This is a genomic window from Bacillus sp. ISL-47 (assembly GCF_018613175.1).
Classification (GTDB): Bacteria; Bacillota; Bacilli; order Bacillales; family Cytobacillaceae; genus Cytobacillus.
This window is the reverse complement of record NZ_JAGGQS010000001.1, coordinates 86,568-108,493: the sequence shown is the minus strand read 5'-3', so window position 1 is coordinate 108,493 and position 21,926 is coordinate 86,568. Positions and strand designations below refer to the sequence as shown.

18 protein-coding genes and 1 pseudogene are annotated in these 21,926 nt (G+C 42.0%); 4 read left to right on the top strand and 15 right to left on the bottom strand.

From position 1 onward, the window contains the following. Nucleotides 1–37: 37 nt before the first annotated feature. The 4 genes from J7I93_RS00555 to J7I93_RS00540 form a co-directional block, all read right to left on the bottom strand. Complete coding sequence (locus tag J7I93_RS00555) at nucleotides 38–919, bottom strand: LysM peptidoglycan-binding domain-containing protein (protein WP_214722488.1); 882 nt, start codon at nucleotides 917–919, stop codon at nucleotides 38–40. A gap of 288 nt (nucleotides 920–1,207) precedes the next feature. Continuing rightward, nucleotides 1,208–3,568 (bottom strand): FdhF/YdeP family oxidoreductase, encoded by a 2,361-nt coding sequence (locus tag J7I93_RS00550; protein WP_214722487.1) that lies wholly within the window; start codon nucleotides 3,566–3,568, stop codon nucleotides 1,208–1,210. Nucleotides 3,569–4,112: 544 nt separating this feature from the next. Beyond that, the gene (locus J7I93_RS00545; RefSeq protein ID WP_214722486.1) at nucleotides 4,113–5,375 is read right to left on the bottom strand and encodes an L-lactate MFS transporter; all 1,263 of its coding nucleotides are present in this window, start codon (nucleotides 5,373–5,375) and stop codon (nucleotides 4,113–4,115) included. A gap of 529 nt (nucleotides 5,376–5,904) precedes the next feature. After that, nucleotides 5,905–6,759, bottom strand: a complete 855-nt coding sequence (locus tag J7I93_RS00540; protein ID WP_214987768.1) for a glycerophosphodiester phosphodiesterase — start codon at nucleotides 6,757–6,759, stop codon at nucleotides 5,905–5,907. A 268-nt stretch (nucleotides 6,760–7,027) separates the two neighbouring features. Between J7I93_RS00540 and J7I93_RS00535 the strand changes: the two genes are divergently transcribed. The 4 genes and pseudogenes from J7I93_RS00535 to J7I93_RS00520 all read left to right on the top strand — a co-directional run. Further along, nucleotides 7,028–7,201, top strand: a complete 174-nt coding sequence (locus J7I93_RS00535; RefSeq protein WP_214722484.1) for an aspartyl-phosphate phosphatase Spo0E family protein — start codon at nucleotides 7,028–7,030, stop codon at nucleotides 7,199–7,201. 79 nt (nucleotides 7,202–7,280) lie between these two features. Beyond that, nucleotides 7,281–7,742, top strand: coding sequence for a CBO0543 family protein (locus tag J7I93_RS00530; RefSeq protein WP_214722483.1), 462 nt, complete (start codon nucleotides 7,281–7,283; stop codon nucleotides 7,740–7,742). A gap of 441 nt (nucleotides 7,743–8,183) precedes the next feature. Next, nucleotides 8,184–8,351 carry a hypothetical protein gene (locus tag J7I93_RS00525; RefSeq protein WP_214722482.1) on the top strand — a complete coding sequence of 56 codons (168 nt, stop codon included), beginning with the start codon at nucleotides 8,184–8,186 and terminating at the stop codon, nucleotides 8,349–8,351. A gap of 15 nt (nucleotides 8,352–8,366) precedes the next feature. Further along, a pseudogene (locus J7I93_RS00520) lies at nucleotides 8,367–8,696 on the top strand (thioredoxin domain-containing protein); the annotation flags it as partial. A gap of 41 nt (nucleotides 8,697–8,737) precedes the next feature. On the opposite strand, the gene J7I93_RS25005 reads toward J7I93_RS00520, so the two are convergent. From J7I93_RS25005 to proB, 11 genes are all read right to left on the bottom strand, one after another. After that, a complete protein-coding gene (locus J7I93_RS25005; RefSeq protein WP_222500599.1) occupies nucleotides 8,738–8,830 on the bottom strand; it encodes a putative holin-like toxin in 93 nt (30 codons plus the stop codon). A gap of 238 nt (nucleotides 8,831–9,068) precedes the next feature. Beyond that, nucleotides 9,069–9,530: a hypothetical protein gene (locus J7I93_RS00515; RefSeq protein ID WP_214722480.1), complete on the bottom strand. Its 462-nt coding sequence runs from the start codon at nucleotides 9,528–9,530 to the stop codon at nucleotides 9,069–9,071. 12 nt (nucleotides 9,531–9,542) lie between these two features. After that, on the bottom strand, nucleotides 9,543–10,325 hold the full coding sequence (locus tag J7I93_RS00510) for a hypothetical protein (protein ID WP_214722479.1): 783 nt from the start codon (nucleotides 10,323–10,325) through the stop codon (nucleotides 9,543–9,545). 199 nt (nucleotides 10,326–10,524) lie between these two features. Beyond that, nucleotides 10,525–11,763, bottom strand: a complete 1,239-nt coding sequence (locus J7I93_RS00505; RefSeq protein ID WP_214987765.1) for an ATP-binding protein — start codon at nucleotides 11,761–11,763, stop codon at nucleotides 10,525–10,527. A gap of 144 nt (nucleotides 11,764–11,907) precedes the next feature. Further along, nucleotides 11,908–12,996, bottom strand: coding sequence for a TDT family transporter (locus tag J7I93_RS00500; RefSeq protein WP_214987763.1), 1,089 nt, complete (start codon nucleotides 12,994–12,996; stop codon nucleotides 11,908–11,910). Nucleotides 12,997–13,115: 119 nt separating this feature from the next. After that, nucleotides 13,116–14,120, bottom strand: coding sequence for a 4-hydroxythreonine-4-phosphate dehydrogenase PdxA (pdxA, locus tag J7I93_RS00495; protein WP_214722476.1), 1,005 nt, complete (start codon nucleotides 14,118–14,120; stop codon nucleotides 13,116–13,118). After that, entirely contained in the window at nucleotides 14,107–15,414 is a 1,308-nt protein-coding gene (locus J7I93_RS00490) for a four-carbon acid sugar kinase family protein (RefSeq protein WP_214722475.1), read from the bottom strand. The genes pdxA and J7I93_RS00490 overlap by 14 nt, the downstream gene beginning before the upstream one ends. 13 nt (nucleotides 15,415–15,427) lie before the next feature. Further along, nucleotides 15,428–16,420 (bottom strand): 2-keto-3-deoxygluconate permease, encoded by a 993-nt coding sequence (locus J7I93_RS00485; protein WP_214722474.1) that lies wholly within the window; start codon nucleotides 16,418–16,420, stop codon nucleotides 15,428–15,430. A gap of 217 nt (nucleotides 16,421–16,637) precedes the next feature. Continuing rightward, a complete protein-coding gene (locus J7I93_RS00480; protein ID WP_214722473.1) occupies nucleotides 16,638–18,335 on the bottom strand; it encodes a sigma-54-dependent Fis family transcriptional regulator in 1,698 nt (565 codons plus the stop codon). Nucleotides 18,336–19,085: 750 nt separating this feature from the next. After that, nucleotides 19,086–20,315: a glutamate-5-semialdehyde dehydrogenase gene (locus tag J7I93_RS00475; protein WP_251025668.1), complete on the bottom strand. Its 1,230-nt coding sequence runs from the start codon at nucleotides 20,313–20,315 to the stop codon at nucleotides 19,086–19,088. Further along, the gene (gene proB / locus J7I93_RS00470; protein ID WP_214722472.1) at nucleotides 20,315–21,436 is read right to left on the bottom strand and encodes a glutamate 5-kinase; all 1,122 of its coding nucleotides are present in this window, start codon (nucleotides 21,434–21,436) and stop codon (nucleotides 20,315–20,317) included. The genes J7I93_RS00475 and proB overlap by 1 nt, the downstream gene beginning before the upstream one ends. Between the last annotated feature and the right edge of the window lie 490 nt (nucleotides 21,437–21,926).

Sequence of the window (21,926 nt, the reverse complement as noted above, 5' to 3'; positions counted from 1 at the left end):
AAGAAAAGTCGGAGGCTCTGGTACCTCCGACTGGCTATTAGCGATAAATTAGATTGGTTAACTCCAAAAATTGAACTGTTGAGCCATCGCGATCTATTCGCACTTTAAGTTCATGATTATCAAGCTGGTAGGTTAACTCCTCGCACTTTGCTGATTCGTAGCAAATGACAGCCTCCGTTTTGTTTACCTGGCCATATTCCTCTATAACCTGTTCCTTCGTAAATGGCATGGCCGGAAACATCCGTTCGCTTAGATATTCCGGATAAACGGCCAGACTGCCAATGGTGCCATCCTTCATATTCTTGGTCACCCTGACTCCGGCTCCATCATTTTGGTAATAATAACTTTCAATATTCAAATGAGTTTCCGTCTTTTTCGGCTCGCCCATTCTGAATTTTATGTCTTCATAAGCATCACCAGGTGCTAAGCCAAAAATTTGAAGCGGCTTTTCAGCGAGAATGTAAGCATCTTTAATGCCTGCTGTCTTCACTGCCTTTAATTGCTTCTCGGCATTCTTTTTATTCTTAAAAGCACCTGCCTGTACGCGGTAATGCGTTTTGCCTTTTATGACTATCGTGCTTAAGCCTGCTGGGAGCTCTTTTTTCTGCAGTTGAGAAACCCGGTTTACTGCATTTTCTTTTTTACTAAAAGAGCCAGCCATAATCTTATGGTATACATCCTCATCCTCTGAAAGAATCAGGCGCTGCCCCGGATAAATGGTGGTGCCATCAAGATGATTAAGCTCTAAAATACGGGCTACACTCATATGATACTTTCTTGCAAGTGCATAAAGAGTATCTCCTTTCTCAACCACAACCATCTCTTTATCTGGGCTGTGATCCGCCATAACTGCTCCCCCTGAAAAAATAACCGCCAGAGAAATAATACCTGCTGAAAAAATCTGTTTGATTTTCTTCATTATTTTCACCTCACTACAATAGACGAAGGGAAATATGCGATGTCGCAGAAGGACAAGCCTATTTTTGGATATTGTTGGATTTTTGGGTTAACGCCTAAATACGTTGAATTGGATATTTGCAATATGGATTCTGGAAAAGAGCAAACTTTTATGCGTGCTCTTTCGGATAACTGGATAATACCGTATAAACAAACCGATTTAGAGAATTCACACTAAAGCAGATTAAAAATATATAATGCAGATAAAATCCCATAAAAAAAGAGATGGCCCAAAGCCATCTCTCCTCACTTATGCAGGTGCATCAATGTCGTCATCAGCAATATGTTTTTCATTATATTGAACATCTTTCCGGGCATTGTATCGGTCTGCTTTTTCCAGGGTTACAGTGATATTGTAGTCTGGAATTCCGGCGAACTTTTCGTAGCGTCCTCTTGGCAGTAGGAAGTTTCCTTCCGGGAAGTGGACTTCGACGTTGCCGCGGGCGATGTCGACGAACTTGGCTCTTCCCTGGAATACGCCAAAGCCATTATAGAGCACAATTCCTTCGCCTTCAGCGATGCTTAGATCCTGTGCATCTTCCTCGTTCATCAATACGTCATAGCGGCCGGCACCATTCAGCGGGTCTACCTCTTTGTACACCATAGAGTTAAATTGCTTTCCGCGGCGTGATGTAACGATGAACTGGCCTTCTTTTTTGCCAAGGTCAGGAATATCTACCGTAATCAAATGGCCTTTTCCATCCGGAGTCGGGCATATCCCATCCTCACATAACCAGGCGCCGCCCCATTGGAAGACATCCCCCGCTTTCTTCAGATGCTGAATGCCATCATAGCTTGGATTGGCCAGCGCAATTTCTTCTCGGATTTCCTGTGCATTTTTAAAATCAACCAAATGGGCTGTCTCAGGCTTTACGCGTTTTGCCAGATCAATATAAATCTTCCACTCTTCACGGGCTTCTTCCACCTTGTTCTTATTCCCCTCAATTTCAGGGCTAAAGTACACCATTCGCTCTGTCGAGGTAGAAGTACCGCCGCCCTCTTGCTCATATCGGGTTTTCGCAGGAAGAACGATAACGGCTTCCTTAGCGTCAACCAAAGTGGAAGTATTTAATATAATATCCTGGTGGACACGGATATCCAGTTCTGACAATGCTTTTTCAATAAAGTCCGGATCCGGCATCGTTTCAAGGAAATTACCGCCGGAAAGATAGTAAAGCTTAATTTTGCGCTCATGATCTTCAGGCAGCATAATGTTTTCCAATGTTACTCCAACAATATCCCCCTGCCATTTTTGCAGCTCAAAGCCCCAAAGGTTTTGGATGCGGGTAAAATTGTCTCCGTAGAAGTCTCCGCCAGGAAGAACGAACGGATCCGCACCCATTTCTCCGCTGCCCTGTACAGATGAATGGCCACGGAATGGCATTAATCCGTTATGCTTTCTGCCAAGATGGCCGCGAAGTAATGCAAGGTTGGCAACCTGTGAAATATTATCTGTTGCAAAAGAATGCATGGTCAAGCCAAGTGCCCAGGCATAAACAGCATTTTTACTATTTGCCAATAGCTCCGCAAGCTCAATAATGCGCTCTCTGCTTACTCCGGATGATTCCACAATGTCATCCCATGATTGTTCCTTCACCTTCTGCTTTAAATCCTGATAGCCGTTCACATGCTCATTCACAAACGTATGATTAATCGCAGAGCCGTACTGCTGCCTTTCCATGTCAAACCAGTGCTTCATGATCCCGTGCATGAACGCAATATCTCCGCCAATGTTTACCTGATAAAAGTCATCCGCAATTTTGGTGCCGAATAACGCGGACTCCGGGTTCGAAGGAATCCAGTATTTATCCATCGCAGGCTCTTTATAGGGATTTACGACAATGATTTTAGTGCCGTTTTTCTTCGCCTCAAGCATGTACTTGGATGAAACAGGCGAGCTGTTGGATGCTACGCTTCCCCAGAATAAGAGGACGTCCGTTCCAATCCAGTCCAGGTAGTTTGCTGTTGAAGCTCCTACCCCGATTGAACGCTTCAAAGCCGTTTTTGAAGGAGAATGGCAGATGCGGCTCGCGTTATCTATATGGTTAGTGCCAAGGAAGCGAGCTACTTTTCCGGCCACATAATACGACTCATTCGTGATTCCGCGGCTTGTCAGGTAAAATGCATACTGCTTCGGATCAAGCACCTTCATTTTTTCGGCGATCATAATCATCGCATCATCCCACGTAATTCTTGAGAATTTACGCTCGCCTTTCCTGCGGATCATAGGATACGGAATGCGCCCCAATTTACGAAGTTCCGTGCTGTCATATTTTCTTAACTCATCAATATCCGCATGCAGAATTTCAGGTTTGATTGCACCAGCTGTATTCAACCGAAGAACGTTCAATCTAGTCGTACAAACATGCGGCCCTTTCAAAGTTTGATCATAAAGTCCGGAAACGCCAAGCGCACAGCCGTCGCAAACACCTTTTGTTAAAATATTGGTGGCATAGCCGAGGTTATCTTTGTTTTCCCAAAGGATTTTTGCTGTGTCTCTCATATGCTTTGGCTTAATTTTACCGAGCCCAAATGGCACAGGGCTTACCCAATGCTTTGGATCTGGCATAGCCTTTTTCTTCTGTGGCCCTGGATGTATCGTCTTTCCCACGCGTAACACTCCTTAGATTTAATGCTAGTCCTACTATTTTTATAGAGAAAACTCTCTCTGAATTCTCGATGGTTAAATTAGCTTTTTACTATTGTATATGGGCTAATAGTGCAAAAATAACCCATCTGCCCTGATTAAAAAGAAAAACCACCGCGAAACAGCCTCTAAAAGAGATGCGGATTCTTCGGTGGTTAGTCTTTAGCAGGATCGCTGCCAAGTGCCAGACCTGGTTGTGTAATCATAAAAGGCTGTTTTCTAAAAGAGTGTTGTTTTTGAATAGTTTATAAGACATAAACAAGGTTGGGTGATTGGAGCGGAAGGGGCTCGATCCTCGAAAATGCATTCGCATTTTCTTCGTGCGGTGAATATTCGAGGATGCTTATTCAAAGTCCTGCGGGAGCAGCGGGACAGGTGAGACCCCACAGGCGCGTGCGCCGAGGAGGCTCACCGCCCGCCCCGCGGAAAGCGAGCGCCCTGTAGCGGAAATCAACCACTACTCTATTTTTATTAAATACAACAAAGTTTGCGAAAACAGCCTTGCAAATTAACTTGCTAATCGCTCATTAGCTTCATTTTGCTTGCGCAATTTTTTAATATCAAATCGAATTAGAATGGAAACGACTAATGCTACAACAAAAAGTCCAGCAAAGGTTGTTAAGCTTGAAGCATAGCTTCCTGTTGAATCCTTCATCCATGCAGCGAACATTGGACCTGCCAACCCGGCTGCAGCCCATGCTGTAAGGATGTATCCGTGGATCGCGCCAAGCTGCTTCGTTCCAAAAACATCCCCGATGAAGGCCGGGATGGACGAAAACCCTCCACCGTACATCGTGTATACAATGGCCAGCATAATTTGGAACAGCATGGCTTCTTTTGTGTGAGGCAATAGCAGAAATAAAGCAATCTGTGATACGAAGAAAATCGTATACGTGTTCGGGCGGCCAATATAATCGGAGATGGATGCCCATGCCAGGCGTCCCAATCCGTTGAATATGCCCAGCACACCAACAAGTGTTGCTGCTTCTGCTGTTGTTAATCCAATGCTTTCCTGTGCCAAAGGCTTCGCGGCTGATAAGATGGCAATCCCGCAAGTTACGTTAATAAATAGCATAATCCATAAATAGTAGAAGCGGGATGTTTTGACAGCTTCATTCGCTGTTAACTGTGCCAAATCCTGTTTGATTTTGATTTTTCCAGCTTTGGCTTTTTCCTTCATGCCCTCTGGTGCCCAATCGGCAGGCGGCCGTTCTAAGTATAAAGAAGATAATGCCATGATGATTAGGTACGCGGCACCTAGAATATAGAATGTATTAGCCGTACCGACAGATTTAATAAGTGTGTCCATAATTGGGCTTGCTACCGCTGCGGCGAAACCAAATCCCATAATCGCTAGGCCCGTTGCAAATCCGCGGCGGTCAGGGAACCATTTTACCAGTGTGGATACTGGAGCAATATAGCCCACTCCCAAACCGATTCCACCCAGTACGCCATAGGTTATGTACAAAAATGGCAAGGAACCAAGGTTGACTGCAAGACCGGCGCCCAGCATACCTGCTCCGAAAAATCCTGCTGCCAGCAGTCCCGCTTTTCTTGGACCATGTTTTTCGACGAAATGCCCCAGAAAGGCTGCAGACAAGCCTAGAAATAAAATCGCCAAACTAAATGTTAATTGTACCTGCTTGGATGTCCAGCCAAATTCCTCAATCAATGGATTGGTGAAGTTGCTCCAAGCGTAGACGGATCCGATTGAAATGTGGATCCCCACGGCGGAAGCGGCAATCAGCCACCGATTTTTTGTCTTTTTCACTTCTCTTCCCCCTCAATAAATAGGCTCTCCCCTTTAAAAAGAACCTTGTGAAGCTCAATCCCTGTGGTTATGTATGTAAAACGATTACAGGAAAAGTTTCTTGAAATAAAAAAACCGCCAATCTCTCCGGCATTCACACTTTTGTGTGTGCAGAAGAAAGATTGACGGTTAGGATCAAGCAGGATTCGCTACTTAAGGACCAACAGTTAATCGTTTTCATATCTTGTGACACTTTAACCGACGACAGGTTCGCTATCTCAAATCAAAATGTGACAGATTTATGAACTTAACTTCAAAAAAATCATATCACTTTAAAAAAACTTGTTCAAGCCCTTTTTAAAACTTTGCTATATCAATTTTACACTATTATGGTGTTGGGAAAAGAGTTTCATACTTTTATACCGCGAAGGAGCTTATATTCTGTGTATTTTATTTGCAACTTCCTGGACCTATAAGACTGGAACTCTTTCTCATAAGCACTATTTAAGTGCCAATAACCCCGGAGAAAAATCCCCGGGGCCATTCTCTATTATTTCCCTTTCTTCACTTCATGAAGCAAATCAGGATAGTTTGTAAACATACCCGTTACTCCCCAGTCAATTAGCTGCTTCATTCTTTCCTTTTCATTGACTGTGTAAGGGTGCAATTCAAGTCCGCTGTTCACGACCTTTTGTACATATACTTCATTCAGGTAAGTATGGTTCGGTCCAACACCCATTGCATATTGCTTTATTTCCTCAATTTCTGCGTCGGTAATCGCTGCATTCGTTTTATAAGAGATTAATTGAACAAGTTTAATAGATGGATCTAAATCATGCGTCACTTTTAGGCTTTCAGCACTGAATGACTGAACAAGAAGTTTTTCTTTGTTAATATCATACTTGTCGACAAGGCGGATAAGCTCTTTTTCCATGCCTGGGTACACATCCGGCGACTTTGTTTCTATGTAATAGCTCTTATTTTTGCCGAACTTCTGAAAAACCTCCTCAAGTGTTGGCACCTTTAACCCTTCATATTCCGGTTTAGCAAATGACGGATATTTTTCATTAAACCAGCTGCCTGCATCCAGCTCCCGGATTTCTTCAAGGGTAAAATCTTTTACGAGCCCCGTACCATTTGTAGTGCGGTCAAGCTTCACATCATGCATCGCAATGAGCTGTCCATCTTTCGTCATTTGCAGGTCAATTTCGATATAATTACCATGCATTTTTTCACCCATTTCGTAGGAAGGCAATGTATGTTCTGGTGCATAAGCAGACGCCCCGCGGTGCGAAACATTCACGATTTCTTTATACTTATCTTTTGCCATCACCGCTCCTCCCCCAACAGTAGCACTAAGCCCAATTACAACTGTACCAATTACTGAAATCATTTTCTTCTTCAAATTCCCCATCTCCCGTCTCTTAATTTGCTACACATTAAGAATAGAGATGAAGTGTTAAGCCGGTTATAACTTATTGTAAAATGTGGAAGAATAATAGATTACAAGAATATTAATACAAACAAAAGGTCCTAGTGCATCCTTACCAAATGGCTTCTGTTGTTGAAAAATGTAATGTTTTTATAAGTTTTGTCGAATCCGTTTATTTGCTGGTTAATTTGTCGATAATAGAATATAGTAATTTATCAATCCCGGATTAGGAGCCGAATATATGACCACGACTTCGACTACTATTAAAAAACTTCATATTGAAATCGATGATCTGCGCAAAAAGATGATTTCTGTAGGAAAAAGAAAGGGATTGTCACATCCAGAAACGCTCATGTACAGTGAAAAGCTCGATCAGCTAATCTATAAAGTACAGCGAAGCAAATACATCCTCTAGAGAATCCCATCATTTACATAACCCATTGTAATAAATAAGCCCAAAAACGCACACTCTTATGATAAGGAGTGTGTTTGTTATGACTGCACGTATAATCGTGATAGCCGGCATTATTTTTGGAATCCTATCTTTTCCTACCTTGTTTAAAAAACCTTCTGCTAAAACGTGGCTGCCATTATTTTTAGCCAGCTGCCTGGTCAATTATTTTTTCGACAGTGTCCTTGTCAGAACAGGGAAAGTGAAATATCCGATCAGGCTATTTCCTCGTCTGACAAAAATAAATATTGCCTATGACTTTTTTGTCTGCCCCTATTTATCCATTTGGTATTGCCAGTCCACCTTGAAAGCCAGCTTTCCAGAAATTCTGAAAAAACTTATATTATTCAGCTTGCCTCAAGGACTTTATGAAATCTTCCTTGAAAAGAAAACGAATACACTGCAATTCCAAGAAAGCTGGAAATGGTTTCACTCTGTTCTGCTTGTATTTCTAGTTAAAATTATCACAAGAATCATGCTAATCCTCTTCGCGAAAAAAGTGTGAAGGTTCTGCGATTGAACTAAATTTGAGGAATTTTGGATCAAGTTTCTATTACCTATTACAAAGGCTGTTTTCGCAATCTTTGTTGCTTTTTAAATTAGTAGTGAGGAGTGGTTGATTTCCGCACCAGGATGCTCAAGCTTCCGCGGGGCGGGCGGTGAGCATCCTCGGCGCACAATGCCTGTGGGGTCTCACCTGTTCCACTCCTGCCGCTGGAGTCTCGCACCTTGCGCTCCAATCAACCAAATATATTCATCGATTTTTTTATTTGCAAAATCCATTTAATAACAACCAGAAGAGCCTTTACAAATTACCTTCTATTTATATCTAGTCAAGTACCCTCTTTACCCTTAAGGTAAAAGGCATCTTAGTTGAGAAATGTTAAAAAGATTGCCATAATGATAAGAGCATTTACATAAAACTTTACAAGGAAATGGAGATATTATGCGAAGAAAACTTATGCTTTTAATGGCAATCGTTCTTCTTGTCCTGACGGCCTGCGGCCAGGATCAGGCCGAAGATCCGATTACCTTAAAGGATCAGAACAGCAATGAAGTGACTTTTCCGCAGGACAAGCCAGCTCTTTTCTTTTTTATCACCACCTACACCTGAGGACTCTGCCAGCAGCAACTGGTCGAGTTGCATCAGAACATGGGTAAATTAGAAGGCATGGACGTGAACATGTATATCGTCAGCAATGATCAGCCCGAGCAGCAGCTTGAGCTATATAATGCGCTTGAAGAAGAAATGGGCCACAGTCTTCCATTCGTATCAGATCCTAATATGGAATTGATTGAACGGACGGATATGAAAAATGGCGACACCGCTTTCAGAGGATACGCCTTAATGGATACCAAAGGCAACATCGTGTTCAATACGGTCAATGACCATTGGGGAGAAGAAATCGACAAAACCGCTAAAGAAATAAAAGAGGAATACGAGGAGCTTTCAAAATAATGAAGGCACGGAAGAAGAAAAAACACGCTTAGGCAGCGTGTTCAAGAATCCCTGTCTCTATCTGTAAATTGAAGCATGGCGATTACAAACATACCGAAACTGATCATCAGAGATAACACTTCAAAGGTACCCATTTATACATCGCCTCCTTACCTTCAGCCTTCCCGGAACCAAACTTGTCCTATACTCAGGAAAAGTTCCTAATTGGAAATCCGTACGAAAGGCCTATAGGAAACGAAAAGAGCCTAATGAAAAGGGAACGCATTTAAATACAATTAGAAAAGGGTTTAGAATTTAATCTAAGCCCTTTTTTAATTTCATAATTCCGATACCCAGCTCTTGGACTTTGGATCTTCCTCCTAAAGGCACTGATCAACCTGTTACTCTTGCCACTCCTAAGGCCAAATGCTGCCACAATATTTCTTCTACTTTTTCTGCTAGCTCATTTGGGCACTCAATCACTAACACGACTTCTGAACTTTTTCCTTTTACAACCCCAGTTCTTTTATGTACGACTTTAAAAATAATATAATCGATGATAAAACCAAGAATAAAGCCAGCTGCCGCTCCAATTAAACCCCAAATAACCGGACCCCAGTCCAAAATGAAACCAACACTAGCACCAACTACAGAAAAAGCAGTTCCTAAAGCTGCACCCTTATCAAACAAACTAATTCCATCTGCCCGATGAAGCGTATCAAATAGCCTTCTTTCTTCGACTCGATTAATCAGTGGGACTGCAAGAATCTTCTCCTTTGTAATCCCTATTTTTTCTATATGTGTAATGGCTAACTCCAGATACCCTGAGTGCTCAAAAGTGGAAAAGATCTGCAAGTTTTTTTCACCTCAACGGCTGTTTTCCGGGATTTTGACACGATACTGCTGATAATGTTCTCTAAGATACTTTCTTTGTTCTCCCTCGAATAGTTTATTGTTTTCTACTGTATTCACGTAAGAATCATATATGGAAAATCCAAAATGTGAAGGGATAAACATAAACCATTGCGGGTCAATCACCTTCGTAGCTTGGCTAACATCTCCTAAAAAAAGCAGCTGAATAGCGACTAATACTTTAGAAAAATAGACAAAAACCACCATAAAGCCCATAGTGAAGATCGCAGTCAATACACGGTGAATATAAAGCTGACCCAGTCCTGGCGTAAAAAGTGACCATAATACAGCCATAATGGGTCTTCGTTTATCTAAGTAATTAATTTCAAATGCACCGATTGCATACGAATTAAAAGATGCATTTTCCCGTTCAGCCAGCATGAATACCTTGTTCATATCAACCGAAGTTCGATAGCTGTCCCAGATCGCAAAAATATACACAGGAATGTACAATAGGAGCCATCTTGGTTCCAGAACCTCCTTGGTCATCTCAAATTTCCCGGTAAAAGAATAAACCATAGCGAGATTTAATTTAGCCATACTATTAACGAGAATTTCCCAGAGGAAAAGTGCATACCCTCTTAAATATTTCGATAAAAGGAGATGGCCAAATCCAGGAAATGCAGCTGACCACCAAGCAATAATATAAGGATTTCGCAAATGCAGCTGAGTAGTTCCAAAAGCACTTACATGTGCCTTAAATCGGCGTTCCTTATTGGTCGAATGAAAATTATCCATTAGGTTCTTCCTCAATTGTTTCTCTTTGACTTTTTATTATCTTCTGCTATTTTAGTGGAAATATGTAACAAAGAGAGATTCTGGAACATGACGAATATACAAATAAAGCGCCTGCCCCAAACTGTGTTGCTAGCTCCACAGCAGGATTAGACGCTTGATTTTGTATTTCCTTAACCGATTTTATAAATTTACTATCTTGTTAAATTTGAACTTGTATCGCATTCCCATCATTGAAAGACCGCTGCTCCCCAGGCAAAACAATTTCAATTTTTGTCCCTTTCCCCACTTCGCTGTCTATTGTCAAGCGGCCATTATGGTTTTCGATTATTTTATAGCAAATCATGAGACCCAGCCCAGTGCCCTTCTCTTTTGTGGTATAAAAAGGTTCACCAAGGCTTGAAATTCGGTCTTCTGGAATGCCAACGCCCTGATCAGTAAATTGAATGGAAACGGTGCCGTCTGTTTTTTTCTTAACTTTGATTTCTATTTGTCCGCCAGCAGGCATAGCTTCTAGCGCATTTTTAATGATGTTAAGAAAGACTTGTTTTAGCTGGTTTTTTTCACAAAGGATCAATGGCAATTCCTCATCATATTCAGCAAAGATTTGGACATTGTTCATGATTGATTGGGTATTGCTCAGCGTAATTACTTCGCTGATTAGTATTCTTATATTTTGGGCTGAAAAGATATCTGCCGTCGGTTTGGCCAATACAAGAAATTCACCAACAATTTCATTTATCCGGTCCAGTTCTGATAGCACAATATCAAAGTATTCTTCTTTTTGGCTGCTGGACTTAAAAAGCTGTACAAAGCCTTTAATCGAAGTTAGCGGATTTCGGATTTCATGTGCGATGCCAGCAGCCATTTGACCCAGTAGCGCAGTTTTCTCTGATTTTTGAAGAAGCTTTTCTGTTTGCTCTTTTTTATCAGAAATATCTGTCCCTATGGATAGCACAGCCTGGTTCCCTTCAAAATCTACATATAAGGAAGAAACCTCAACATATCTCATTTTTCCATCTAACCGCTTAATCCTATATTCTGTATCGTTCAGGAGGTTTTTTTCTGTTTTTATGTGCCGGTATCTCTCCTGAAAGCGGGATAAATAATCAGGTTCAATAAAGTCCATAATCGGCCTTCCGATTAATTGGTCCTTCTTTTCAACTCCAAGCATAGAAACGGCATCCGAATTTGCATATAAAATGTTAAAATCCTTATGTATAAGAACGGCAACCGGCATGGATTCCAATAACAATTTATAGCTATTTTCACTTTCTCTGGCTTTTTTCCCATAGTATCTGCTTTTGTCAAATTGCCATCCTACAAACCAGGCAATGACGGTGAAGATGAAAAAGTCGATCGTTACAAATGCTTTACCAGAAAAAATGGATTGATAGGAAGTAAACAATATAGAAATAAGCACAAGTAAAATTTGACCCATTCGATTCCTCATAAAGTTCATTAAGTCCTTTTTTATCATTTTCCTATTATATTAGCATCAAATCACCTAGAAGAATATAAATTCTGAAAAAATCCCCTCCAAATAAAAAGAACCTGCCCGGTTAAATAGCGGGAAGGGTCTTTTTCACATAGATGAATTGCTTTCATTCGAGATTTGACCAGTAGTTTGATTGGGGCTTTTCTTTAAGTTTTGTAAACTCAGAAATAGCTCGATTAGGAAAAGTGCAAGGATCATCCAAATTCCCAGATGTAAAACAGCTTCCTTCATACTTAATAGAGTGTTGCTTTCGATAAAATAGGTAAAGGTAAAGAACATGGCAAAAGTAAAAATCCGGCTCCATTGGGTGACATCATACGTGAAGACACCTTTTTTTAAGCCATAGAGCCTGATCCGTTTCATTAACCTTATGCTTTCAATGGATTCGACAAATAGGAAAACAATCAAAGTACCTATCCAGAACCCCGCCGCCGTTTGCCCGCTTACCAGACCGGACTTAATCATGGCAAGCCCGGTTATGGATAATGCCCCATGAAGAATACAATTCGTATTATTCCAATCTTCAGTCACTGACCAATGGCTTGTTGAATAGCGCTTGAACAAGCACAAGGCACTAATGATATAAAAACTAAACCCAACTATGATGAGTAGGCCATTCATGTATGCAGGTACATGATCGTTAATAGTATTAAATAGAAGAACGAGAGATTGTGTGCTTACTGTAGTTAGAAGCAAGATTCCGTGAACGCGGTTGATCATTCCAGAACTTAAGATCTCAAAAATACTTTTAATGCTGATTCCCACATAATACATCCATAACCCAACATTCAAAAAGGCAAGAGTATCAACCAAAAAACTACTCCCAAATTGCTTAAAAACAATGATTCCGCAAATAGAGGTCCCTCCCACCCAGGTTCCTATGCCAAATCGATTAATCGGATTGGCATAGTGGATATTTTTAAATTCCCCTTTTATAATCGTCATGCTAAAAGAAAATAGAAAGGCTATCCACAAAGCCAAATCCAACATGCTAAGCAGTTTGCCAAATCCGCTCAAAAAGAAAGAGACACCAAAAAAATTCAGCAATACACCCTGGGTCACAATCCCTAGAGCCATTACAGCTGCCATGGTCGAGGTACTGATATACATTTTTCTGGATACGATAAACAAAACAGCCAATAGGCAAAAAAGAGCCATTAAAGAAAAATAAAACACTATTATCACCGTAAAAAACAGACTTTTATACCATTATATCACTTACGCAAACTATTGCGCCAACTCCCAAAGGTATACGAAAAACCCATCCAAAATGGATGGGTTTCTTTAAAATCCGATTACTTCTTAGGAGCGAGTTCTACTGCCTGACGCATCGCTTCCATTAAGCTTTTTTCGTCTGCTATCCCTTTTCCAGCAATATCAAAGGCTGTACCGTGGTCCACACTTGTACGGATGATCGGCAGCCCAACTGTGATATTCACACCTGCATCCAAACCTAAAACTTTAACAGGTCCATGGCCTTGATCGTGGTACATCGCTACAACAATATCAAAGTCTCCGCGGACAGCTCTAAAAAACAGTGTATCTGCTGGAAGCGGCCCGATTGCATGAATGCCTTCTGCCTGTGCTTTTTCCACACCAGGTACTACTTTTTCTTCCTCTTCCCCATATCCAAACAGGCCATTTTCACCTGCATGAGGATTGATTCCGCAAACAGCGATTTTAGGTGATTCGATCCCTGCTTTTTTCAGCGTGTCATGTGCCAGCTTAAGGACATGGTAGACTCTTTCAGGGTTAATCATTTTAACAGCATCAAGGATGCCAACATGTGTTGTCACATGGATGACCCTTAAGTTCGGTGCAGAAAGCATCATGGAATAATCTTTTGTATTGGTCAAATCCGCTAAAATTTCTGTATGGCCCGGATACATATGGCCGCCCTTTTGCAATGCTTCTTTGTTTAAAGGTGCTGTACAGATAGCATCGATACGGTTTTCCTTCGCCATTTCGATCGCTGTTGCCAAGTATTCAAAAGCAGCATGTCCGGCTTCCGGAGATACCTGGCCAATTGGAAGATCGGCAGGCAGAAGGTTTAAATCAAGGCAATGTACAACCCCATGTTTATAGGAGAGCTCATCCAGCTGCTCTGCCTTTACTGCTTCAATATGAAGCTCGCTGTTAACAAAAGACTTAGCACGCTCCAGAATTTTACGATCACCAATGACAAGCGGGTTGCTGATTTCATACATTTCAGCGTATGCAAGGCTTTTTAAAATAATTTCCGGTCCGACACCTGCTGCGTCCCCCATTGTGATGCCTACTACTGGTTTAGTTTGACTCATTGTACTCAACCTTTCTTGTCATGTAATGTATAGCGTTCACCAGGGATTGCTCGTTTCCAAATCCGCCGGCTTTTGTTACTGCCCAATAATTTTTATCCTTACTGCACAATCGTCCAAAAGGAAGTCCCGGTTCCACTTCCGAATGAAGCTCCATTTCATGTATACCCAATTCCAGACAAGCTGCTTTTGCTATATCTCCGCCTGTTAAAATCAGTCCGTTCATTTCCGGGAAGCGAGTTACCAGTTCGTTTGCAATTTGCCCCAGTCCTGTGGCAATTCTTTCGCCTATCTCTTTTCCCGATAAACAAAGTGCTTCACCGGCTGCCCTTGCTGCCTGGCGATTTCGATCAGATGAATCCACATAGACAACAAAATGGTCTTTATCCAAGTTCTGTTTCATGCCGCCAATGAATTCTTTCATATCAATTGTATTATTCACCAATTGAACAGGATCGATTTCTGCAAAATAGGACTGTTCAAGTTCTTTTATTTGCGAAAGCTGTTTTTTTGTTACCTGAGATAAACTTCCAGAGATCGTTAGAGTTTTTTCAACGGTTACTTCGACCTGATCACTTTCGCACTGGGAAGTTAGTTCAAGTGCTTCCGGTAAATATTCAACTAAAGCGCCAGATCCAGTCCATATGATTTTTTTCTGCAAACTTGAGAAAATCTCAGCGATTGCTTGCAGATCCTCTTCCCTTTCACTGTCGCACACAATCCACTTTTTCCCCTCAGAAATGGCTTTTTCAATAAATTCTAAAATCAGGTTTTTTTCACCGCGAAGCAATTGAAGGTCAAGCAAAGCTGAATCTTTTCCTGCACGTTTTTTTAACATATCAGGCAAATAGCTTTCCGTTACAGGTGTCTTCGGATCTCTTCCAAATTCTGTGTCAGTGATCAGTACGCCATTTACATAGTGATGGCCTGAAACCGTCGTTCGATTCATTTTTGGAAATGCCGGAGCAATCACGATGATGTCTGGAAGATATACCTTTTCAAGCGCTGCAAGCTCTGCGGGAATATTTCCTCTCAATGTTGAATCCACCTTTTTATAAACATGGCCATAGCCCTGTTCAAAAAGAAGAGAAGCAGCTTTTTCCACTGCTTCATATGCTTCTTCCTGTGTTTTAGCGCGGCTATCGGTATCAACAATTAAGACGTCAGGATTGGATTGTATATTTTTCTCTGTAATATCCATTACCACAGTTGCAGTCAGCCCTTTTTTCGCCAGCTGTACTCCTGAATCATTTGCACCCGTTAAATCATCCGCAATGATGCCAAATTTTTTCAACACAAGAACCACATCCTTAGCCATTAACTTTCATTATGTTACCTTCTTTAAATTCGTAGCCTTTTCTCTCTAGACGTTTAACCAGGAACGCTATATATAGAGGAAGCAGGATCGCTGTTGTAACAGTGGATGCCGCTACTTGGACTGTCGCCAGGTCCGCATACTGAGCAAAACCTGCACTTGCTGCCGCAATGGCCGCTGGTGTTGCTACAGCATTTCCGGCAGTTGACCCTTCAGCTGCACCTACGATTGGGTTCCACTTAAGCGCTTTGAACACTAGATATCCAGCAGTACCTGTTACGAATACGGTTAATAGACCAAGAATAATACCTGATAATCCGCCTTCAACAATTGCACCAAAGTCAATTCCCATACCCAGGGCAAAAGCGAAGAAAGGAATTAGCATGGAACTTCCTTTATCAAGGAACACGCGCATTTCTTCATCCAAGTTACCTAAAACCATCCCAACTAAAATGGGAAGCAATACAGCGATAAATGATTGAAATGAGAACATTCCATCAACAAAGCCCATTGCACCAAAGATCGATAGGGCTACCATTGTCAAGAAAGGTCCGTCATTTAGAGCAAGCAGTGAATAGGCTGCGCGGTCTTCCTTGCTTCCGTACTGTCCTACAAGTGCAACGAACAAGCCTCCATTACTGTTTGTCATGGCGGCAATGATCGCAATCGGGGCCAATCCCAGCCATAACCCATTCTCGCCTGCGAACATGTAAGCGATTAAACCAAAGGCCGCACCAACTACCCATTTAGTGGCTAAAAGAGTTGCCCCTTTTCCAACTGAAACCCCAAAAGATTTCACGTTAATTTGAGCACCAGTACATAATAGGAATAAAGCAATTAACGTAGAGGCACCGTTTACAAACAGTGCTTCAGTGAAGTTACCTATGCGAAGTAAATTAGGAGCAAAGGTATTTAGTATTGCTGCAATTAGCAACGGCACAACCATCATGCCGCCAGGAATTCGCTCAAGAGTTGCTTTGATCTTCATAATTTTAACATCCCCTTTATTTATGTTTCAATTTTAAACATTACTGAAAACGATTACAGTTTTATATTAAACGCTTTCAATGCAAAATTCAACACTTTTTTCAGGGTGATAGTTTGGTATTTTTTATCACTCTTAAAATTGTTGCATTTTAAAACAATTATATCTGGACAATTCCATTAATTCATTAGTTATAACTCCATAAAAAAGAAGCTGAACATTATTGTTTCAGCTTCCTCCATAATGTAGAACGGTTGATGCCAAGCCGTTTAGACACCTTTGTTTGATTTTGGTTTTCCTCTTCCATCACGGCTTCAATAATACGTTTTTCAATTTGATCAAGAGTCCCCGATAACAATCCTTCTTCAAATTGAGCTGGACGCTGCTGCTTTCGTTCCAGCTGCTTAGCAACTGAATCCTTCCGAATCGTATATTCCTTTTCAGCTTTTACAACGTCATACAGAAAGGTTTTTAATTCTGCAGCGTTCCCGGGCCAGTGATATTGTTCCAAAAGTTCAAAGGCTTCTTCCTTAATCTTTATAGCAGATGTTCCTAATTGCTGATGAAATCCTGCGATAAAATAAGCAGTCATTGGTCTAATATCCTCCTTGCGTTCGGTTAATGAAGGGATATAGACACGATTCACTTCGTCATCAAAAATGATGGCATGAAAATCTTCAGTTTCACCATAAAGGGAAAGAATGACATCTTTTCCCTCCTGAGTCCATTGTTTACATTGCTTTAGCAATTCTGCCCGTTCTTTGAGTGAGATTTCTTCGGCGCCATCAATAAAAATGGTTCGGGTGTCTTCATCAAATGCAACAGGCATCTTCACATTTTCCTCTGCATGGATGGACGCGAATAACCCGTTTCCCTGGTATCTTAAGTAATGAATATACCGCGCTATTAAACCTTTTCCTGTACCCGCGGATCCAATTAAAACCCAAAAATTGCGGGAACTGCCTGCAGAAACTGACGCCAGACAATCCTTCATGGCCTCACTTTCTTGAATGATCATAGGCAGCTGCGGCACCGCCTCGATCTTCAGGTTAGAAGAAGCCTGTTTCTCACTTTCAAGCTCTGAAATAAGGAACTGAGTAAAGCTATCCTCTCCTATTTTCAAATGACAAACCCTTATTTTTAGATCTTCTCCATTTGTGCCCTTCATTGTCACAACAGAGTCAGGGCTCTCTCTCCGATGAACCAAGGCTCCTAACTGGCTGATTTGGATCGGAGGCGAGGAGAAAGTATTCCATTGCTCAAATACTTTTTCTCCCTGGCTGTCTGTTACTAAAATGTTTTCTGTGTTTACCTTAAGGAGTGTCTTAAGTAGCTCGTTTTCCATTTGCTTTTTTCTAAAAGAATGATATACCGACTCCACTTTATAAAACGCATCAAAAATAGCTTCTCTGCCTGACTGAATAAGAATTCCCTCAAGCCCAAATTTAGCTGCGGCTTCTACTGTAACCACATCACCCATAATTAGTTCAAAGCCCTTGGATTTCAGATCAAAGACCAGTGATTCAACTTCCTCTTCCTTCGCTACCGTGAAGACCTCAATTCCGATCTCCAGAATATCAGTTATCGTTTTTGCACCGAGCGTAATGTTTGAGAACCCCACAATGGCCTTTTTGCCTGGAAAATCATTGGCCAGCGTTAACACGCGGAGCATATCATATCCGGATAACTGGACATCAATAACAGGAATATTTGTCTCCTGCTCAATAAGTTTTGCTGTACCGCCGCGGCTGATAATCATTTCAGTACCATCTGTCTCAGCATTTTTTACATATGGAAGAGCATCTCTTAGATTTCCAATTTCAATTTTAATATCCAAATCATCTTCTTTTCCTCTGCATTCCTCTATTAAAGGAATCATAGCGGGATAAGGAGCAATAAATAACGTTTTTATCTTCATCACATTCACCTGAATTTATCTTACCATTCATTTATAGGACACACCAATAAAAATAGGAGAGACTTCTTTAAGCTTTATTGCAAGGCTCTGTAAAATGGGCCTGTTGATTTCCGCTGCAGGATGCTCAGCGCCTGTGGGGTCTCACCTGTCCCGCAGCTCCCGCAGGGCTTTTAATAATCAACCTCAAATAATCAACTCACGAAGGAAATGCAAATGCATTTTCGCAGGATTAGCACCTTCAGTTCCATTCAACTTCTTTATTAACTATCTACAACCTTTTAGAAAGACTGTTTTTAATAGATTTGTTTCACTACAAACTTTGCCCGTTGATTTCCGCTCCAGGCACTTGCTTTCCGCGGGGAGGAATGAGAGCCTCCTCGGCTTCGCCTGTGGGGTCTCTCACTTCCCTCACTTCCCGCAGGAGTCAAGCGCCCTACGCTACAATCAACTCAGTTGGTTAAACTTAGTTAGCAGTTGAAAAGCAACAAACTTTTTACGAAAAGAGCCAAAACGAAAAGGCCCAGAAGAGAAATCAATCTTGACCCTAGACCTAATGTTAAAAAAAATCCGTTAAAAGGCAAATATATGTCCATATCCTCACTACCAGCCTGGAAACATTTCTTACAAGCTGCGAAATTATATGTCTGCATTAAAAATTTTAACCGCATTATAAAATTTTAATAATGATTCTACCTCTCTAGCTCTTCTATTTGCCACAGCCAATACTTTTTTCTAAAAAGCAAAAGGCATTTACTTCACTTGCCCGTTCCCCTTGATGATATACTTGGTCGATGTTAAGGCCTGCAGTCCCATTGGTCCGCGGGCATGGAGCTTCTGGGTACTGATGCCGATTTCCGCGCCGAATCCGAACTCGAATCCATCTGTGAAGCGGGTTGAGGCATTGTGATAAACGGCGGCAGCGTCTACTTCATTTAAGAATCTATCAACATTCTCCAGGTTAGAAGACACGATGGCTTCAGAGTGCTTGGTACCGTACCGGTTAATATGCGAAATGGCCTCATCTACATTGTTCACCACTTTTAAAGCGACTTCCAAGCCAAGATATTCTGTCGCCCAGTCTTCTTCGGTGGCCGGAATGATCCGCTTTCCCTGAACTCTCTCATCACCATGAATGGATACTCCTTTTTCCTGCAGGGCAGCCACAAGCTCAGGCAAGGCTCCCCATTCTTTTTGAACCAGAATCGTCTCACATGCATTGCACACTGACGGACGCTGTGTTTTCGCATTAAGCGCAATGTTAATGGCCATCTCCTTATCAGCACTTTCATCAATAAAAACATGGCAGTTGCCTGCACCTGTTTCCAAAACAGGCACGGTCGAGTTTTCCACGACTGTTTTAATCAGCTTTGCACCGCCGCGCGGAATCAGCACATCAAGATATTCATTCAGCTTGAACATTTGGGACGCTGTTTCCCGGCTGGTATCCTCAATCAGCTGGACTGCATCAACAGGGAGATCGCTTTTTTCTAATGCATGATGAATGACCTTAACAATGGCTTTATTAGAATGAATCGCCGTTGAACTGCCGCGCAGCATCACAGCATTTCCGGTTTTTAGACATAAACTTGATGCATCGACCGTTACATTGGGACGCGCTTCATAAATCATGCCGATGACACCAAGCGGAACGCGGACTTGTGAAATCGAAAGTCCATTCGGCCGCTCCCACTCTGTCAAAACCTCTCCAACGGGATCATTCAGTTCTGTCAATTGAATCAATGCATCAGCCATATCCTGCAATCTCGCTACATCCAATCTCAGCCGATCGAGCAAGGAATCATTCATGCCGCTTGCTCTTCCACCAGCAAGGTCCTTTTCATTTTCCTCTAAAATAAAATCCTTCTCCTTCATCAGCTGGCTGGATATCAGCTTAAGTGCATGATTTTTCTGCGAGGTTGTCATTTTCGCCAGTAAAGCTGCTGCTTTCTGTGCTTTTTCCCCTTTTTGAATTAATTCCATTATCTCGTCTCCCTCCTTTGTTGGCTTACCCATTGGTCGCGGTGGATGACCACACTGCGGTGACTATTGGCAATCTGCATGGCTTCAGCACTCGGCAGCCCTTTAATCTCGCTTAATTCATCTGATGAAAAATTAACCTGGCCTCTTCCGATGATATCTCCCTTCGGACCAACAACCTCCACCACATCATTAACCAAAAAATGGCCAGTAATGTTCGTGACACCGGCAGGCAGAAGGCTTTTTCCCTGTCTTAAAATTGCTTGCGCAGCACCCTGATCGACTTCAATTTTTCCGCTTGGAACTGAATGCAGCGCCAGCCACTGCTTTGATGTCTTTACACTCGCCTGTGCAGGATTGCCGATATAGGTTCCATCCCCTTTTCCATTAAGAATTTCTTCCAGCTTATCTGGTCCGCTTCCTACCCCGATAAACACCTGCACACCCAAAGCCAATGCTGTACGAGCTGCTTCAAGCTTCGTCGCCATCCCGCCGGTTCCCACTTTTGAATCTGATCCCGAAGCAGCCTTCATCATATCCTCCGAAATTTCAGCGATAAAGTTGTATTTTTTGGCCTGTGGGTTATTGCGGGGATTTGAATCATAAATGCCATTCACATCAGTCAAGATCATTAAATGCTGTGCCTGAACCAGACCGCTGACCAAAGCCGACAGCATATCATTGTCCCCGAACGCTAATTCTTCCACTGAAACAGAATCATTCTCATTGATAATCGGCAGGACATGACGCTTCAAAAGCTCAGACAATGTGGCATTGGCATTTTGATATTGCTCCTTATGAAGGAAATTCTGTCTAGTCAGCAATAATTGCGCGGCAACAATGCCATGTTTTTTAAATTCCTCTGTATAACCCTGCAGCAAAAGTCCCTGACCGACTGCAGCTGCTGCCTGCTTTCCGGCAATGGTTACCGGGCGCGACGGATAGCCAAGGTCGGCAAAGCCTGCCGCAACAGCTCCTGATGAAATTAAGATCACTTCATGCCCGAGTTTCTTAAGCTGGGCAAGTGCTGCCACATGCTCCTGAAGCTTCTCAATGCAAAGACCGCCATTCGTATTCGTCAGTGAACTGCTTCCTATTTTGACCACTATTCTTTTCTTTTTCATCTTTTTCCACCACCCAATCAAATAAAAAAGCCCTCCTATCCCTGTAAAAAGGACGGAAGAGCTTTGTCTTTCGCGGTACCACCTTGATTGGCACTTAACACACGAGTGCCCGCTTTAAAACTCCTTTAACGCAGGAGAACGGCCAGGTTTTCCAGGCAGCTCTAGGGGTAGGTTCAATAGTTTTGCAGGCTGCAGGATCTTTCAGCCGGTGAATCCTGCTCTCTTCTTGCCTGAGTTCTACTTACTGGTTCCCTGTCATGACTTTTTCTTTATTCATGCGTTCCATATAATTAGAAATATTATGCATCCTGGTGACTTTTATGTCAATAAAAACTTTAGCACTTCAACGTAAGTTATCTTTTTAATATTTTGTGAAAGGGTTAGCGAATATAAGTAATAATAGTTGCAGAGACCTCCCAATCTAATCAATTTCTTATAAACCTCCCCTAATCGGGAATGCTAAGAAAAATCATTCGAGTGGGAGGACCTG